Source organism: Streptomyces sp. NPDC041970 (genome assembly GCF_055588985.1).
In genome coordinates this window covers 51334-68778 of record NZ_JBVJCD010000025.1, presented here as the reverse complement: position 1 = coordinate 68778, position 17445 = coordinate 51334, and the positions used below count along the sequence as shown (strand labels likewise).

At 69.1% G+C, this 17445-nt stretch carries 10 protein-coding genes and 2 pseudogenes; 5 read left to right on the top strand and 7 right to left on the bottom strand.

The window, feature by feature from the left end; translation table 11 throughout:
- Positions 1 to 212 precede the first annotated feature (212 nt).
- The 4 genes and pseudogenes from ACZ6EJ_RS14880 (at position 213) to ACZ6EJ_RS14865 (ending at position 10345) form a co-directional block, all read left to right on the top strand.
- The gene (locus ACZ6EJ_RS14880; protein WP_469267372.1) at positions 213 to 7979 is read left to right on the top strand and encodes a ricin-type beta-trefoil lectin domain protein; all 7767 of its coding nucleotides are present in this window, start codon (positions 213 to 215) and stop codon (positions 7977 to 7979) included.
- A gap of 114 nt (positions 7980 to 8093) precedes the next feature.
- Positions 8094 to 8687: an Imm1 family immunity protein gene (locus tag ACZ6EJ_RS14875; RefSeq protein ID WP_469267370.1), complete on the top strand. Its 594-nt coding sequence runs from the start codon at positions 8094 to 8096 to the stop codon at positions 8685 to 8687.
- 41 nt (positions 8688 to 8728) lie between these two features.
- A pseudogene (locus ACZ6EJ_RS14870) lies at positions 8729 to 9272 on the top strand (transposase); the annotation flags it as partial.
- 494 nt (positions 9273 to 9766) lie between these two features.
- Positions 9767 to 10345: a HEAT repeat domain-containing protein gene (locus ACZ6EJ_RS14865; RefSeq protein ID WP_469267368.1), complete on the top strand. Its 579-nt coding sequence runs from the start codon at positions 9767 to 9769 to the stop codon at positions 10343 to 10345.
- Positions 10346 to 10370: 25 nt separating this feature from the next.
- On the opposite strand, the gene ACZ6EJ_RS14860 is transcribed toward ACZ6EJ_RS14865, so the two are convergent.
- From ACZ6EJ_RS14860 to ACZ6EJ_RS14850, 3 genes and pseudogenes are all read right to left on the bottom strand, one after another.
- Positions 10371 to 11196 (bottom strand): IS5 family transposase gene (locus ACZ6EJ_RS14860; RefSeq protein ID WP_469267402.1). Its coding sequence is split into 2 segments (ribosomal slippage): positions 10371 to 10845 and positions 10844 to 11196, totalling 828 coding nucleotides; the frame shifts between segments, so codons are not numbered across the junction.
- Between the two features lie 102 nt (positions 11197 to 11298).
- A pseudogene (locus tag ACZ6EJ_RS14855) lies at positions 11299 to 11978 on the bottom strand (tyrosine-type recombinase/integrase); the annotation flags it as partial.
- Positions 11929 to 12153, bottom strand: a complete 225-nt coding sequence (locus ACZ6EJ_RS14850) for a hypothetical protein (protein ID WP_469267367.1) — start codon at positions 12151 to 12153, stop codon at positions 11929 to 11931. The pseudogene ACZ6EJ_RS14855 and the gene ACZ6EJ_RS14850, both read right to left, overlap by 50 nt.
- 401 nt (positions 12154 to 12554) lie before the next feature.
- Between ACZ6EJ_RS14850 and ACZ6EJ_RS14845 the strand changes: the two genes are divergently transcribed.
- Positions 12555 to 13334, top strand: a complete 780-nt coding sequence (locus ACZ6EJ_RS14845) for an SDR family NAD(P)-dependent oxidoreductase (RefSeq protein WP_469267366.1) — start codon at positions 12555 to 12557, stop codon at positions 13332 to 13334.
- Positions 13335 to 13364: 30 nt separating this feature from the next.
- On the opposite strand, the gene ACZ6EJ_RS14840 is transcribed toward ACZ6EJ_RS14845, so the two are convergent.
- From ACZ6EJ_RS14840 to pcaDC, 4 genes are all read right to left on the bottom strand, one after another.
- Positions 13365 to 14111 carry a Clp protease N-terminal domain-containing protein gene (locus ACZ6EJ_RS14840; RefSeq protein ID WP_469267364.1) on the bottom strand — a complete coding sequence of 249 codons (747 nt, stop codon included), beginning with the start codon at positions 14109 to 14111 and terminating at the stop codon, positions 13365 to 13367.
- A 77-nt stretch (positions 14112 to 14188) separates the two neighbouring features.
- Entirely contained in the window at positions 14189 to 14968 is a 780-nt protein-coding gene (locus ACZ6EJ_RS14835) for an exodeoxyribonuclease III (RefSeq protein WP_469267362.1), read from the bottom strand.
- 42 nt (positions 14969 to 15010) lie between these two features.
- Complete coding sequence (locus tag ACZ6EJ_RS14830) at positions 15011 to 15658, bottom strand: MBL fold metallo-hydrolase (RefSeq protein ID WP_469267361.1); 648 nt, start codon at positions 15656 to 15658, stop codon at positions 15011 to 15013.
- A 12-nt stretch (positions 15659 to 15670) separates the two neighbouring features.
- Positions 15671 to 16945, bottom strand: coding sequence for a bifunctional 3-oxoadipate enol-lactonase/4-carboxymuconolactone decarboxylase PcaDC (pcaDC, locus tag ACZ6EJ_RS14825; RefSeq protein WP_469267359.1), 1275 nt, complete (start codon positions 16943 to 16945; stop codon positions 15671 to 15673).
- Between the last annotated feature and the right edge of the window lie 500 nt (positions 16946 to 17445).

Here is a 17445-nt window from a genome sequence, read left to right as displayed (position 1 = left end):
GCGGAGAGTGCCGAGCCACGCGCCTTTCACCGGGCGTGCGCTTTCCGGTGCTCTCGCACCTCGTTCCGTTCCTCCGTTCTTCGCGCCCAGGGTGGGAGTCGACGCGTATGCGTGCTGCAGGTCCGCTGTCCTGGCGGGGGCGTGGCCGACTGGCCCTGACATCGTCAGGCCGTGCTCGGCGGCGTCGTGCCCGCATGTCGATCGTGCTGTTGATGTCCTCGACGTTGATGGTGACGAGCCTGTCCGCGGAGGCCTGGGCCGTGCCCGGCCCCGGCCTGAACCGGGAGGAGACGCAGCTCGAACTGCCCGACCTCCCGGAGAACGACCCGGTGGGCCGGGACGAGAGCGCCGAGACCGACCTGACCACCGCCGACGAGATCCCGGTGGTCCCGTACGAGCCCCGCGCCGTCACCCCGTGGCAGGAGGACAGCGACACCGCCGACCTCACCGGCCTGGCACCCGGCGCCACCGTGCCCGTCGGCGACCTGCCGGTCGCGCTCGGCGTCCCCGAGGGCGGCGACCCGGCCGCCCTCGCCGGGCACTGGGGCGTGGCCCTCGCCGCCCACGAGGCCTCCCAGGACGCGGGCGTCGCCGGGATGATCATGCGGGTCACCCCGCCGGCCACCGCCGACCCCGAAGCCGAGGTCGCGCTCAGCGTGGACTACACGGCCTTCGCCGACCTGTACGGTCCGCAGGCCGCCGACCGCTTCGGCCTCATGCTGCTGCCCGAATGCGTGTACACCTCGCCCGGCAGCGGTGACTGCGCCCCCGACGAGGGCGGCGAAGGCGCGGAGCCCATGTCCGCCCCCACCCCCGGCGAGGACACCTTCGAGGCGCTGCCGAGCGAGGTGGAGCTGGTTCCCGCCAAGGCCGCGCCCACGCGCACCGCGGCCGCCGAGGACACCGCCACCCGCCGCGTCGTCACGGGTACCGTGCCCGTGGGCCCGCTGCTCGGCGGCGCCGGCGGTTCCGCCACCGCGGACGGCGCCTCCACCGACGCGACCGGCTCCTCCGCGCGCTCCGCCGCTCCGCGCGCCACCGCGGCGTCGAGTCCGCGCGTCGTCGGCGCCCTGGACACCGGCGCCTCGGCTGCCGGCGACTACACGGCCACCCCGCTGTTGTCCTCGGGCGCCTGGTCCGCGGGCTCCTCGTCCGGTGCGTTCACCTACTCGTACCAGGTGCAGACGCCGGAGACCGGGGGCGGCCTGACGCCCAAGATCGGCCTCAACTACTCCTCGCAGTCCGTGGACGGACGCACCTCCGCCACCAACAACCAGGCCTCGTGGATCGGCGACGGCTGGGAGTACGGCGCCGGCGCGATCACCCGTACCTACGCCGGGTGCACCCAGGACTCCAAGAAACCCGGTTCGAACAACGCCACCCACCGGACCGGCGACCTGTGCTGGGGTTCCGACAACGCGACGCTGTCGCTCGGCGGCATGACCACCGAGCTCGTCCGGGACAAGACCGACAAGGTCTGGATCACCGCCAACGGGGACGGCACCAAGGCCGAGCTGAAGCAGGACCCCGAGTCCAAGAGCGGCGCCGCGAACGGCGAGTACTGGGTGGTCACCACTCGCGACGGCACCGCGCACCACTTCGGACGCCACCGCCTGCCCGGCTGGTCCGACAAGGGGACGGCGACCACCGCGGACGACGACCCGGTCACCAACTCGGTCCTGACCGTGCCGGTGTTCGGCAACCACCCCGAAGAGGACTGCTACAAGGCGGGCGACTTCGCGGGCTCCCACTGCACCCAGGCCTGGCGCTGGTCCCTCGACTACGTGGAGGACGTCCACGGCAACGCCATGTCCCTGTGGTGGGAACGCGAGGACAACCACTACGCCAAGAACTTCAACTTCAAGGCGCCGGTGCGCTACCACCGCGGCGGCTACCTCACCCGGATCGACTACGGGCAGCGCAAGGAGAGCCTCTTCAGCGAGGAGCCGTCGGCCCGCGTGAAGTTCACGGTCGGGGAACGGTGCTTCCAGGAGGCCTCCCTCACCTGCAGCGAGGAGAACTTCACCGACAAGGACCCGGGCAAGTTCCGCATCTGGTACGACACTCCGGCAGACCTCCGCTGCGCCGCCGCCAAGATGTGCTGGAACGCCGCACCCGCCTTCTTCTCCCGCAAGCGCCTCGACAGGATCACCACGTCGGCGCAGCGGACTCCGGGCGCCACCACCCACCAGGTGGTGGACGAGTACCAGCTCAAGCAGAAGTTCCCGACCCTGCAGACCGGCCCCAATACGGCCCTCTGGCTGGAGTCGATCACCCGGACCGGCTACGGCGTCACCGGGCAGAAGGTCACCCTCAACCCGGTGCGCTTCGAGTCCACCACCGAGAACATGCCCAACCGGGTCGTCCGCGGTGTGAAGGACCCGCGCCCCGGCTTCTCCCGGCTGCGCATCGGCCGCGTCATCAGCGAGTACGGCGGTGAGACCGTCGTCTCCTACAAGCAGCCCGAAGGCGCGTGCGCGACGGGCAGCGGTCTGCCGGGCAAGGAGCAGTCGGACGAGCTGAAGGCCAACAACCGGCTCTGCTACCCGGTCTACTGGCACCCGGACCCGGCGAAGGAGGACATCGACTGGTTCCACAAGTACGTGGTCGACGGGGTCGAGGAACTCCCCAATGTCGACGGCGCGTTCTCCACGCGGACCTCGTACGTGTACAAGAACGCCGGCTGGCGCCTGGCCGAGCAGGAGTTCACGAAGAAGTCCACCCGCACCTACTCCCAGTTCGCCGGTTTCGAGCAGGTCAGCACCATCACCGGGGCCGACAATCCCGAGATCGGCAGCAAGAAGTCGAAGGCGGTCACCCGGTACTTCCGCGGCATGGGCGACTCCGTGTCCGTGAAGGACATCAGCGGTGCCGAGATAGCCAAGGACGAGGAGCCCTTCGCCGGCCGGATCGCCGAGGAACTCACCTACAGCGACGCCGGCGACGCCGACACCGACTGGCTCACCCGCTCCGTCACCTACCCGGAGGCCATCGAACTCGCCGCGCGGGAACGGGGTGACGGCCTCAGCGCACTGCGTGCCTGGAGGGTGACCGAGCCCCGGCAGGTCTCGTACACCAAGTCCTCCGGCACGGGCGACGACAAGCGCACCGAACGCGTCATCGAGACGAGGACGGCCTACGAGGCGGAGTACGGCCTGCCCACCCAGGTCGAATTCCTCGGCGACACGGGCAAGGCCGGCGACGAGTCCTGTTCAGCGATGGAGTACCTCCACCAGGAGCAGGCCCACGTCATCGGCCTGACCAAGCAGGTCAAGGCGTCCCCCACCACCTGCGCGAACGCCGATTTCAACGACCTGGACTCCCTGAGCTCCGCCGAGCGCACCGCCTACGACGGCCAGGGATACGGTGCCGCCCTCCCCGAGTCCGCCCGCGGACTCGCGTCGCAGACCTGGTCGCTGAAGGCGGACGGCACCGGCTTCCAGAACGACGGCACCACCGGCTTCGACGAGGTCGGCCGCGTCATCCGCCAGACCGATCCGGACGAGAAGACCTCGACGATGACCTACTCCCCCGCCAGGGGGCAGGCGTTCAAGGTCACCACCCGCAACTCCCTCGGACACGAACAGATCGACGAGTTGGAACCGGGCCGCGCGTCCACCGTCAAGTCGACCGACGCCAACGGACGTGTCAGCCAGTCGGTGTACGACCCGCTGGGCCGTCTCCAGGAGGCGTGGGGCCCCGGCCGCACCCCGTCGGCCAAGGCGGTTCCCGACTTCGCGGCCGCGTACGCCACTCCGGCGGGCAAGCCCCCGTACATCACGACCTCCACGCGTGGCCACGAGGACCGGGTGGAGCACTCGGTCACCCTGTTCGACGGCCTCGGCCGCGAGCGCCAGAGCCAGGAGCAGGCCACCGGCGGCGGCCGCCTCATCACGGACACCCTGTACAACAGCTCCGGCGAGGTGTGGCAGACCAACAACGCCTACTTCACCAAGGGCGAGCCCTCCGGCGGACTGTTCACCCCGCTCGCCGACACGTCCGTGCCCAACGCCACCCGCTACGCCTACGACGGCCTCGGCCGCGTCCTGCAGGAGACGCCCCTGTTGCGGGGCGTGGAGACGCCGGCCAGGGCCACCCGGTACACGTACGCCCCCGACCACTCCACCGTGATCAACCCGTCCGGCTCCGCCTCCTACCGGGTCTTCTCGGACGCGCTGGGCCGTACCTCCCGCATCGACACGTTCACCGACACGGCACGCGACGCGTACACCACGATGCGCTACACGTACGACGAGCGCGGCAACCTGGGGAAGGCGACGCACTCCGGGAACGCGCGCTCCTGGAGCTGGACCTACGACCGTCGGGGCCGTCTGGACACCGCCGTCGACCCCGACTCCGGTAGCACGTCCACCACGTACGACAGCCGCGACCGGCCCGAGAAGGTCACCAACTCCCGCGGCGTCACGGTCTGGACCGAGTACGACGAGCTGTCCCGGCCCAAGAGGCAGCGGCTCGGCGGTGGCGACGGGGCCCTGCTCAACGAGTACGCGTACGACCAGGCCGCCGGAGGCAAGGGGCTCCCCTCCTCCGTCAAGCGCTACACCGGCGGCCTGCCGTACGAGCTGAAGGTCGACGGCTTCACGTCGGACTACCAGCCCACCTCCACCACCCTCTCGCTGCCGCAGAGCATCGCCGACACCTGGGGCGTCGAGCCCTCCTACCGGTACGACTACACGTACACGGACACCGGCCAGTTGCAGGAGGCCTCACTGCCCGCCACGGGCAACATCGCCGCCGAGAAGCTCGTCGTCCGCTACGACAAGGACGGCCTGCCGCTCTCCGTGTCCGGCAAGGACTGGTACGGCGCCGAGGCGGTCTACTCCTCCTACGGCCAACTGCTGCGCTCCACGCTCGGCGCACAGCCCAACCGGGTCTGGACGCAGTCCACCTACGACGAGGCCGGCGGCGAGCTCATCGACCAGCAGGTCTACCGGGAGAGGGCCGGCGACACGTCGGTCGTCGGCGGCAACCTCGTCTCGAAGCGCTCCTACCGGTACAACAACGCGGGCGGCGTCACCGCCATCCGCGAGAGCGCCCTCGGCATCGAGGAGCGGCAGTGCTTCACGTACGACCCGCTCGGCCAGTTGACGAAGGCATGGACCTCGAAGGACCAGGAGTCCTGCGCCGCGGGCCCGGTCGGCCCTGACGGCACGGTCAACGCGACGGCGGGCAAGGACGGTTCCGGCTACTGGCAGGAGTACGAGTACGACCTGCTCGGCAACCGCAAGAAACTGTCCGAGAAGAACCTCGCCGGCGACACCGCGAAGGACGCCGTCACCGACTACACGTACGGCAAGGACGGCTCCCAGCCGCGCACCCTCACCAAGGTGACGAAGAAGTACGTGACGCCGCAGGGCGCCCAGGTCACCGCCGAGGCGGAGCGCCTGTACGAGCTGACCGGCGAGACCAAGAGCGTCACCTCCCTGCAGACGGGCGACAAGCAGGAGCTCACCTGGACCCACGACGGCCAGATCGAGCGGATCACCGGCCAGGGCGGCGGCGGCAGGACCGACTACGTCGGCCCGGCGGACAAGTGCCTCGACCTGCAGTCGGACATCGCCGCCGCCGGCCAGCCGGTGCAGCTCTACCCCTGCAACGCGACGAACGCGCAGAAGTGGAACTTCGCCGCCACGCCGAACCAGGGCGACGCCGACCTCGGCGTGATGAGGGTCCATGACACCTGGTGCCTGAAGCCGGCGGCCAACACGGCCGGCTCGGCCCTCCAGGTGGAGAAGTGCGACGGTTCGACCGCCCAGCAGCTCAAGCGCAACGCGGCCGGACAGCTCACCCACCCGGCGTCCGGCCTGTGCGTCGCCGTGAAGGACGGGGCCACGGCCAACAGCACCCCGATCGTGCTGGCGGCCTGCGTCGGCGGCTCCGCCGCGCAGCAGTGGGAGGCGCAGGACGAGACCCGCCACATCTACGGGCCCGACGGCGCCCGCCTGCTGACCGTCCAGGGGAAGCAGGCCACCCTGCACCTGGGCGACTCCGAGGTCACCGTCCAGAAGGGCGGCGTACTGGTCAACACCCAGCGCTCGTACGCGACCCCGGGCGGCTCGGTCCTGCGCTACAGCCACGGCACCGGCTCCCAGCAACTGGTCGCCATCGCCGCGGACCACCAGGGCAGCCCGTACGCCGAGATCGCCCTGAACGACACCATGCCGGTCCGGGTCCGCAAGCAGGACCCCTTCGGCAACCAGCGCGGCACGACCGCGCCCGCGATGCAGACCCACACCGGGTTCCTGGGCGCGACGCGCGACGACTCCTCCGGCTACACGCCGCTCGGAGCCCGCCTGTACGACCCGGTCGTCGGCCGCTTCCTCTCCGCCGACCCGGTCCTCGACCTGGCCGACCCGCTGCAGTCCAACGGCTACGCCTACGCTCACAACAACCCGGTCACCCTGTCCGACCCCTCGGGCCTGTCGGTGGCGCTCACCGCGTCGGAGACGGCCGCGGCCCTCGCCGGCGCCGGCCTCAGCGCGGCTCAGGTGTCCCAGGCCCAGGCGGCCATGGGCCGCTCTCTCACCTCGGTGATCCTCTCCGCGGCCTGGGGGGCGCTGAAGGACTTCATCGGCATCACCGACGCCATGAACTGCTTCGGCGGCGACATGTGGGCCTGCGGAAGCCTCATCGTCGGGGCGATCCCCTGGGCGAAACTGGGCAAGATCCCGTCGGTTCTGAAGGCGGTCAACCGCACGATCTCCGCCATCCAGGCATGGAGAACCGCGAAGAAGGCGGCCCAGATCGTCCTCGCCGCGGCGAAGGCGGCGGAGAAGAGGGCGCTCGACGCCAAGAAGGCGGCGATCGAAAAGGCCAAGAAGGCCGCGCAGGCCGCCAAGAAGAAAGCCGCGGCCGAAAAGGCGAACACCACCAGCAACAAGGCGGTCAACCAGACCAAGAAGACCGGCAACCCGGTCCAGAAGCAGGCCCAGGCGAAGGCCAACCCGAAGGGTTCGTCCGCCGCCAGTGTCAACCGCGGCAAGGGCTCGAGCGGCGCCAAGAGCGTGTCCAAGCCCGGCGGCTCCTCCGGCGGCTCGTCCCGCTCCAAGAGCGGGACGAGCGGAAGCGGCGGGTCGGGCAAGACCGGCGAGGGCGCCTCCTGCTCGGTCGACAACAGCTTCACCCCCGGCACCAAGGTGCTCATGGCGGACGGTTCGACGAAGCCGATCGAGGACGTCGAGGCCGGCGACAAGGTCAAGGCCACCGACCCGGAGACAGGCGAGATCCGCGTGGAGACGGTCACCGCCGAGATCAAGGGCGAGGGCCTCAAGTACCTGGTCAAGGTCACCATCGACACCGACGGCGACCGCGGCTCGAAGACCGCCGAGGTCACAGCGACCGACGGCCACCCGTTCTGGGTCCCGGAACTCGGCGAATGGATCGACGCCACCGACCTCCGGTCGGGCCAGTGGCTCCTCACCGGCGCCGGCACCCGCGTGCAGGTCACCGCGGTCGAACGGTGGACCAGCTCGGGGGCGACGGTCCACAACCTGACGGTCGGGAACACGCATACGTACTATGTGCTGGCGGGGGCGACCCCGGTCCTGGTACACAACTGCAATCCGCTCGACGGTATCGCGGACGAGTTGGCAGGCAGCAAGATTACGACTGGTCAGGTCGTTGATGATGCTGGAAATAGAGTCGGAGCTCCTGTATCAAGCGGTGAGAATGGTTCATTCGTGCAAGTGAGGGACGCGCTCAGAAAATCTGGCGTGCCTCACGACGCTGCAGGTGGGTTCGCGGCCGCATCTCATGTAGAAACCAAGATCGCTTTGGCAATGAGAAGCAATGGCGTTCAGAGGGCGGCAGTCGTAATCAACAATTCTGACGGAGTTTGTTCTGGTCCCTATTCATGCATGACTGGGGTGTCTGCAATTCTACCAAGAGGGTCTAGCCTGACATCCGTTTGGCGCACTGAAGAGGGCTGGCATGGGGTAACTATGCTGGGCGGCGGTTGATCTCAAGAGGTGTAATATCTGGCCGGCCCTGCCCTGAGGTAGAATCCTCCGGGGCGGGGCCGGTCTAATTTCAGTTTTCCGCATCGCCTCACCTGCGAACGTTGGAGGATATTAATGATTCTGACTATTTTCACTGGCGGTACGACATATCATGCCGCATCGGGAGCTATTCTTAGGCGCTTGATTGGCGAGTTGGTGACCGGCGGGCCCGGTCGAGAGTCAGATGTGGCTGGACAGCCAAAGGGTGGCATTCTTGCAACGTTTGTGCTCTTGGCGCCACATAGGGATCCGATGAAATCAGATCGGTATTTTGACAGCTATCTTCAGGTCTCGACAAATCTGCTTACAGGATATGGTGCATTGAGGTGGCAGGTTCCCGAGGATTCCGTAGTTCGAGTGGATCGGGAGATTGCGAGGAGTGTATGGATCTCTAGGAATCCGGAACCGCCGGCGTTGGATCAAAACGTTGTTGCTGATTTGAACGATTGGAGGCTGTTCGAGCCCCGCAATACACTGCCGGTATCTGATATTCGTGCGGCCGTCGAGGAATTTTGCGAACTAAGAAGCGGTCAGAGGCCTACGGCGATTTGCTGGGATCGTGGTGACTTTGGCGCGTACCACTCTCCGAATGGACAGGCAGATGTGACACCTTCCTACTGTCAGGATCCGTGGTGCAAAGATTCGGGTACACGGCACCCATTGCACTGATGAAGGTTCTCGGTGGCGAAAGATGGAATCTCCCTTTCGGTGAGACCGTATTCTCCATGACGCCGTCGCACAAGGACCTGGTCGCAGCGCGGGCGGACCCCGGTGGTGCGGGTCCGCGGCCGCTCGCGCAGGCGGATATCGATCGCCGCCCTGACCTGCTACAAGCCCGGCCACCGCTCCCGGCTGATCTACCGGCCGCGACGGGACGACGGCAACCGTGACGGGCGCAAAAGCTTCTCCTGGCGCGACTACCGCGACCCGCTGACCGCAGCCCACCAGCAACTCGGCGGTCCGATCGTCCTCATCTGGGACAACCTCAACGTCCACAAAGCCGCAGGCCTCCGGGAGTTCGCCGAATCCCGTGACTGGCTGACCATCCTCTATCTGCCGTCCTACGCCCCCGACCTCAACCCCGTCGAGGGCATCTGGTCCCTGCTACGCCGCGGCTGGCTCTCCAACATCGCCTTCTCCACGCCAGAACATCTCATCCGCACGGTCCGGAGCGGTCTACGGCACATCCAGTACCGCAGCAACCTCATCGACGGCTGCCTCACCGAGACCGGCCTAACCATCAGAACCGACTGACGACACCACAAGTTAAACCTCAGTAACGCAAACACGCACTGACCAGCGAAGAAGCAGGTAAAGAGGTGCTGTGTAGCACACGTACTATCTGGTGGCAGGAGCCACGCCGGTTCTGGTGCATAATTGCAACGAAGTCGTCTATCGCGCGATGAGCGAGAAAGAATTCAACCTACTGGGAACCAACGGCGAGACCAGTGTCCGAGGTGTCGATAATTTCGTTACGCAGGACCGTGATTATCTCGAGGGCCTATGGCATCAGACCCATCGCAGAGGAGGCAGAAATGCCGAGAAGCACACGGCTCTGTTCGCTTCGAGATGTCCCCGGGTACTCGCGACGCATCGATCGCGGCCGGTAAAAGTCCGGGTGAAATCGATCAGGATGTAAATGCCGTGCACCTGAAGTCGGAGCGTGGCTTCGATACATACGGACTCAGGCCCGGATCGGTCTATGTATTCAATTCGCGAATCGTCGGATTCGGAAGAGTAGAGGACTGGTGACGTTCCCCGGAGAGGAAAGATCTCAGGCTGATCTGGTTGAAGCACTCGCCGACGGCACGGGGCGGGATGCCAGGTCCATCGCGGCCGGGCGTCCCGAGGTCACTCAGCTCATCGCCTCCTGGATCCGGGATGCCGCTCACGCGGGAAACTGGACAAGAGTCGACAAGTTCGCCAACCTGGCCGCCCCTTTGCGGGCGCCAGGCTTGGGCGGAGCTCTTCAGGAGATCCTTGATTCGGATGCCGTGGGGTTCAACAAAGAGGATCTCGTGGAGATCCTCGGCGAGATCCGGGAAACGGACGCGGTCGCCTGCCTGTTCAAGGTGGCGGAAGGTTCGGTGGACAAGGATGCTCCGGGATACTGGTTGTGCCAGAAAGTCATCTCTTCTCTGGGGGAGATCGGCACGCCGGAGGCCCTTGAACACCTTCGCCGGATGACGAACCCATCGTGGCCCGACGTTGTCCGATGGCATACGGCTGTCGCACTCGGGGTCGAGGACGAGCTCGGGTTTGACGAAGATCAAATGCTGGGGTGGCCGGAGCCCCAGGCGCTGTTGAGGTCCAAGGAGTTCCCATAGCGTCAGCGAAAAGTAAGAGAGTGTCTCACGTGGTGAGTTTCGTGAGCTTCTTGTAGCAGGTCAGGGCGGCGGCCAGGCCGAGGAAGGCGAGGAAGTGGGAGCCCTTTCGCTCGTATCGGACGGTGAGGCGGCGGTAGCAGAAGAGCCAGGCGATCGACCTCTCGATCTTCCAGCGGTGTCGGCCGAGGCGCTCGCTCGACTCGATGCCCGGGCGGGCGATACGCGGGATGATTCCGTGTTCGCGTAGCCAGGCGAGGTGGTCGGCAGAGAAGTACGCCTTGTCCGCGCGGAGCTTGACCGGCCTGCGCCGGCGTGGCCCGCGGCGGGATCGGATGGCGGGTATGCCGCGGATCAGCGGCTTGAGGGCCCGGCTGTCGTGGGTGTTCGCGCCGGACACGGCGACGGCCAAGGGGATGCCCCGCGCCTCGGACAGCACGTGCAGTTTGCTGCCCTTCTTGCCGCGATCGACCGGGTTCGGCCCGGTCAGTGAACCCCCTTTTCGCCCGCATCGAGGTGGCGTCGACGATCGCGGAGGTCCAGTCGAGCTCGCCCCGGGCGCCGAGCTCGTCCAAGACCGCCCGGTGCAGCCGCCGCCACAGCCCCGCCCTCGTCCACGCGGTGAACCGGCGGTGCGCGGTGGCGGGCGAGACACCGAACGTCTCCGGCAAATGCCGCCAGGCACACCCGCTGGTCAGGACGTACACCACCGCGGTGAACACGACCCGCTCGTCCAGCGGGGCAGTCCCACCGCCCTGCGAACGGCACTTGAACGACGGCATCAACGGGGCGACCAGCTCCCACAGACCGTCAGGAACCAGTCGCTGCGACAGATCAGCACCCACGACCGTCATCATGCCGCACCGGGTCACACCACGTGAGACACCCTCTAAGCCCCGCCAGCAATGTTTTGGCGGTGCTTCTGCGTGGGGTGACGGCAGTAGTTGACGGCAACGTCAGCGGACGAGGGCGGCGCAGGGGGGCGGCTCGTCGCCGTCGGAGCTGACCGTCTTGGTGGTCTCCCGGCCGCCGAGCGCGGTACTGAGAGTGTCGATTGCGTCTCGCTGGAGGCGAAGTCGGACGTGGGCGTAGACGGTGGTGGTGACGCCGAGGAGTTCCTTGATCACGACGAGTTCGACTCCCTGTTCCAGGAGCAGGGTCGCGGTCGAGTGCCTGAGGTCGTGGAAGCGGATGCGGCGGAGGTCGGCCTTGCCGAGGAGCGTGGTGAAGGCGCGGGTGAGGTTGGTCGGGTCGAGCGGTCCGCGCTGCGCAGTGGTGAAGACGTACCTGTTTGCCTGCTGTCTCGCGCTCACGCTTGCTGTTCGTGGTGGCACTTCAGCGACTGGACGCAGCGGTCGGGGATAGCGATGCGGCGTTCGGAGGCCCAGGTCTTGGTGGGCAGCCTGGTGAGCCCGCCTGCGGACGTGCGCTGCACGGTTCGACGGATTGCGGCGGTGCCCGCGTCGAGGCCGAGGTCTTCCCAGTGCAGGTCGAGGAGTTCGCCCTTGCGGAGTCCGGTGTGGAGAGCGAGTTCGAACAGCGCGTACAGGCGGAGGTCCTGGGCGGTGGTGATGAGCCGGCGGGCTTCATCGGCGGTGAGGGGTTCGAAGCGTCGGGGGCGCGGCCTGCTCGCGCGCTGCGGTCACCTCCGCTCTGGCCCTGGCCCGGTCCTCCTTGAAGACCAGCACACCGGCCAACACGTCCAGGGCCTCAGCGATCCTCTCCCGCCAGTCAGCGAACTCGACGGAATAGGGATCGGACGGCTGCTGCGACTTCACGAAGCGGAGATGGCGCAGGGCGTGCTTCAGCACGGGGGCAACCACGAGGCTTCTTTCGATCGGACCCGGTCGACCCCATCGTGCACCACTTTCACAACACGGCCCAGTCCCACTGGCCGATGACGAAAGTGGTCGTCGGATCGGGCTCGCGAAGGCCGGCATGGGCGCGGGCCTCTTCGGTTCGCCAGGCGCGGCGGTCGTCCTGGGCGGTCAGCCAAGCCGGTGTCCTTGATGTCGAGGCCGGGGGTGACAGGCAGCCCCTCTGTGCAATCGGTGTGCTTGTCGGCCGTGTTCTTGCGGGTGCCGCCAGCGGCGGGAACACAGCCGGCCGCCTACCAGCGGTCCTTCCAGCGCTGGCTGATGGCGCCCTCCCGTGGTTCGGGCGCTTGCGGTCGCCAAGCGGTCGTCGAAGATCGATGTTCTAGGGTACGAACATGAGTGCGCAGACATACGTGGCGGAGCTGTTCTCCCTCGAAGGCCGGGTCGCCGTCGTCACCGGTGGGAGTTCCGGCATCGGGCGGGGGATCGCCGGGGCTCTCGCGCGTGCGGGGGCGGCCGTCGTCGTGGTGGCGCGGCGGGAGGCGGAGTTGCGGGCCGCCGTCGAGGAGGTGCGTGCCGAGGGGGGCCGCGCCGCCTGGGTGAGTGCGGATCTCGCGACCGCCGACGGGGTGCGCGCGGGTGCGGAGGAGGTGGCCGGGGCGTTCGGGGAGCCGGACATCCTGGTGAACTGCGCCGGGGTCAACATCCGTCCCCCGATGGGCGATCTCGGCGAGGACGTCTGGGACACCACGATGGCGGTGAACCTGAAGGCGCCGTTCCTGCTCGGGCAGCGGTTCGGGCCGGGGATGGCCGAGCGGGGCTACGGGCGGATCATCCACGTCACCTCGCAGCAGGCGCACCGGGCGTTCGTGGACAGCGGTGCGTACGGGGTGTCCAAGGGCGGGCTGGAGTCGCTGGCCCGGTCGCAGGCCGAGGCGTGGTCACCGTACGGCGTCACCGTGAACACCCTGGTGCCCGGCTTCGTGCCGACGCCGCTGAACCGGCAGTTGGCCTCCGATCCGGAGAAGGTGGCGTCGCTGGCCGCGCGGACCCTGGTCGGCCGCAACGGGCTGGTGGAGGACTTCGCCGGGGCGGCGGTGTTCCTGGCGGGGCGCTCCTCCGCGTACGTGACCGGGCAGTCGGTCTTCGTGGACGGCGGGTTCTCGGTGCACTGAACCCGCCGTCGAGGAAGGGGAACGGGGCCGTCAGGCCTCCTCGCGCTCCGCGGCGGCCACCGCTTCGGCGGCCGCGGTCTCGACGGCGGCCGAGACGGCCTCCTTGTCGAGGCCGAGGCCGGTCAGCGCGCCGGAGCCGTCCTCGAACTCGAGCAGGGCGAGCAGGACGTGCTCGGTGCCGACGTAGTCGTGTCCGAGCCTCAGCGCCTCGCGGAAGGTCAGTTCCAGGACCTTGCGGGCGTCCGCGTCGTAGGGGATCAGCTCCGGCACCTCGGCCGCGGCGGGGGGCAGTCCGGCGGTGACCGCGGTGCGGACGGCGTCCGGTGTCACGCCGCGGCCCGCGATGACGCGGGCGGCGACGCCCTCCGGCTCGGCGAGGAGGCCGAGGGCGAGGTGGGCGGGGAGGATCTCGTCGTGCCGGGATGCCTGGGCCTCGTTGTGGGCGGCCATGACGACGTTGCGGGCCCGCGGGGTGAAGCGGCCGAACCCCTGGCTGGAGTCCATGGCGGGCGTCTCGTCGGCCTTCTTGGGCACGAAGCGCTTCTGGGCCGCCTGACGGGTGACCCCCATGCTCCGGCCGATGTCGGTCCAGGAGGCGCCGGAGCGGCGGGCCTGGTCCACGAAGTGGCCGATGAGGTGGTCGGCGACGTCACCGAGGTGGTCGGCGGCGACGACCGCGCCGGAAAGCTGTTCCAGGGCGTCGGTGTGGGAGCTCTTGATGGCCTGGATCAGGTCGTCGAGGCGGACGGAGGGCGTGGCGGGAAGAGGCTGCGTCATGCGTCAACCCTAAGTTGACACCATGAGGGTGTCAACCTTGGGTTGTCAGCGGAACGCGGCCTCTTCCGGCGCGGGGCTCAGAGGTCGAGGTCCACGACGACCGGGGCGTGGTCGGACGCGCCCTTGCCCTTGCGCTCCTCGCGGTCGACGTAGCTGTCCTTCACGGCGGCGGCGAAGGGGGCGTTGCCGAAGGCGAGGTCGATCCGCATCCCCTTGTTCTTCGGGAAGCGCAGCTCTCGGTAGTCCCAGAAGGTGTACGCGCGGTCGTACTTGAGCGGACGGGGCCTCACCTCGGTGAGCCCCTCCGCCTCCAGGGCGGCGAGGGCCGCGCGCTCGGCGGGCGTGACGTGGGTGGCCCCCGCGAAGAGGGCCGGATCCCAGACGTCCTCGTCGGTCGGGGCCACGTTGAAGTCGCCCAGGACCGCGAACGGCGCGGACCCCGCCGCGTCCGCCGCCACGGCCGTCCGCAGCGCCTCCAGCCAGCGCAGCTTGTACGTGTAGTGGGCGTGCTCGACCTCACGGCCGTTGGGCACGTAGACCGACCAGAGGCGCACGGGCCCGCAGGTCGCGGAGATCGCGCGCGGCTCGGCCAGCCCGTCGTACTCCGGGCCGCCCGGCAGCCCGGACACGACGTCGGCCAGGCCGACGCGGGAGAGCAGCGCGACCCCGTTCCACCGGCCCGTGGCGTTGACGGCGGACTCGTAACCCAGCTCGCGCAACGGCTCGAAGGGGAACTGCTCGGCCGCGCACTTGGTCTCCTGGATGCACAGCACGTCGGTGCCGCTGCTCTCCAGCCAGGCGAGCAGCCTCGGCAGTCGGGCGGTGATCGAATTGACGTTCCAGGTGGCGATGCGCATGGCAGCCAACCTAGCGGCTCGCACTGACAGCCGTCGTACCGCTCACAGCTCGGTGGTGCCGCCCGGCGCCAGCCGGCCGTGGTCCGTGCCGCCCAGAGGGCCGATCTGACTGTCGTAGATCGGCCGTGCGAGGTCGGTCAGCAGGGCGTCGTGCACGTCGATGGCGCGCCGCGGCGCGACCTCGCGCACGTAGTCGATGACTTCGGAGATCTTGTTCCAGGGGGCCATCACCGGCAGCAGCAGGGTGTCGACGGGGACCTCGGGAACGGTGAGCGCGTCGCCGGGGTGGAAGACCGAGCCGTCCACCAGGAAGCCGACGTTGGTGATCCGCGGAATGTCCGGGTGGATCACCGCGTGCAGCTCGCCGTGGACCGCGACGTCGAACCCGGCGGCGGTGAACGTGTCGCCGTGGCCCACGGTGTGCACGCGCCCCGGAAACGCGGCCGAGAGCTGCTCGGCCACACTGCGCAGGGTCCAGATCTCGGCCCCCGGACTGGCCTCCAGTCCCGCCCTCAGCCGCGCCTCGTTGAAGTGGTCCGGGTGCTCGTGCGTGACCAGGAGGACGTCCGCGCCGACGGCCGCGTCGTCCTCGGAGAACCCGCCGGGGTCGATGACCAGGACGCGCCCCTCCTTCTCGATCCGGATGCAGGAGTGCGTCTTCTTGGTGAGCGTCAGCGGCGAGGTGTCCATGGCCCCATCCTGCTACGCGGGCGGAGTGGTTTCCTCCTGGATCACGGTCTGCGCGGTGGCGAAGGCGGCGCCGGCGGCCGGAATCCCGCAGTAGACGGCGGTCTGGAGCAGGACTTCCTTGATCTCGTCGGGCGTCAGGCCGTTGCGCAGGGCGGCGCGGGTGTGGGCGGCCAGGTGCTCCAGGCGGCCGGAGGCGACGAGCGCGGTGAGCGTGACGCAGCTACGGGTGCGGCGGTCCAGGCCCTCCCGGCTCCAGACGTCGCCCCAGGCGTACCGGGTGACCAGCTCCTCGAAGTCCTCGGTGAACGCGTCGGCCGAGGCGTTGGCCGCGTCGACGTGGGCGTCCCCCAGGACCTCGCGGCGCACCTTCGCCCCCCGCTCGAACCGCGCGTCCGGCGTGGTCGCGAGCGGGGCCGGCGCGGCGGGGGCGATCTCGGCCACCGGGGCGAAGGGGGCGGGCGGGGCGGCGGGAACCGGGCCGGGGACGGGAAAGGCCGCGAGGGTGTCCTGCCAACCGCTGGAGAAGTGCGTCACGAGCAGGTCGCAGACGGCGGCCGGCTGCTCGACCGGCGCGAGATGGGAGGCGGCGGGGACGAGGGCGAGGCGGGCGTCCGGTATGCCGGCGACCAGCGTGCGGGCCTCGGCGGGCCCGGTGACCCGGTCCTCCGCGCCCACCAGCACCAGGGTGGGGACGCCGATCCGGCCCAGCCGGTCGCGGATGTCGAACGTCGCCAGCGCCTCGCAGGCGGCGATGTAGCAGCCGGGGTCGGTGGTGCGGACCATCTGCACGGCCCATTCGACGATGGCGGGCTGCGCGGCGGCGAAGCCGGCCGTGAACCAGCGTTCCGGCGCGGTACGGGCCATCGGCTCCAGGCCGTTGGTGCGCACGATCACGCCGCGCTGACGGAACTCGTCGGCGGTGCCGAACCGGGGCGAGGAGGCGACGAGCGCCAGCGAGGCCACCCGCTGGGGGTGGCGCAGGGCCAGTTCGGCTCCGACCGCGCCGCCGATGGAACAGCCCGCGTAGCCGAAGCGCTGCACTCCGAGCCCGTCCAGGGTGGCGAGGAGCCGGTCGGCCAGCTCGGCGACCGAGGCCGCGGCGCGGGCGGGGGCCCCGCCGTGGCCGGGCAGGTCGTAGCGGAGGACCCGCCAGTGCTGGGCCAGCTCGGGCACCTGGCGGTCCCACATGTGCCAGGTGGTGCCGAGGGAGGGGCCGACCACCAGGACCGGGGCGTCCTCGGGTCCGTCAAAGCGGTACTGCAGCGTTTCGGTCTTGGCTTCGCTCACGGGTTCACACCTTCATCTGTCACGAACTGTCACACGCCCCCTGCGAGACCTCCCCATGCCTCCGCTGCTGGAGGCAGGTCCGCCGCGTCCGGCTTCACGTACCGCTCCTGCGCCATCCCCACGTCCGTGGGCCCGGCCCCCCGGGCGAGCGGGTGATTCGGCGCCCGGTCGTCGGAGACGTACGCGAGGCAAGACGTCCGAGCATCGTACAGACGGACCAGGCGGAGGCCTTTTCCCTCCATGATCACGTGGACCGCACCGGCGACTGCCGGCTCGGACCGGGCGGGCCCGGTCTTCCGGAGGGGGCCGCCGGACAGCCGATCACCCGAGCGACAGGAAGCTGCGCCAGGGGGGCGCACCCCGCACTCCCCTGGCACGCGCTGCGGCCGGGCAGTCGGGGGGGGGGGGGGGGGGGGGGGGGGGGGGGGGGAGGAGGGGGGGGGGGGGGGGGGGGGGGGGGGGGGGGGGGCGAGGGGGGGGGGGGAGGGGGGGGGAGTGGG

Excerpts from the sequence above, each read along its gene's own strand:
- ACZ6EJ_RS14845 (WP_469267366.1), top strand. The coding sequence starts at position 12,555 with ATGAGTGCGCAGACATACGTGGCGGAGCTGTTCTCCCTCGAAGGCCGG.
- ACZ6EJ_RS14880 (WP_469267372.1), top strand. The coding sequence starts at position 213 with ATGTCCTCGACGTTGATGGTGACGAGCCTGTCCGCGGAGGCCTGGGCC.
- ACZ6EJ_RS14835 (WP_469267362.1), bottom strand. The coding sequence starts at position 14,968 with ATGCGCATCGCCACCTGGAACGTCAATTCGATCACCGCCCGACTGCCG.
- ACZ6EJ_RS14830 (WP_469267361.1), bottom strand. The coding sequence starts at position 15,658 with ATGGACACCTCGCCGCTGACGCTCACCAAGAAGACGCACTCCTGCATC.
- ACZ6EJ_RS14840 (WP_469267364.1), bottom strand. The coding sequence starts at position 14,111 with ATGACGCAGCCTCTTCCCGCCACGCCCTCCGTCCGCCTCGACGACCTG.
- ACZ6EJ_RS14875 (WP_469267370.1), top strand. The coding sequence starts at position 8,094 with ATGATTCTGACTATTTTCACTGGCGGTACGACATATCATGCCGCATCG.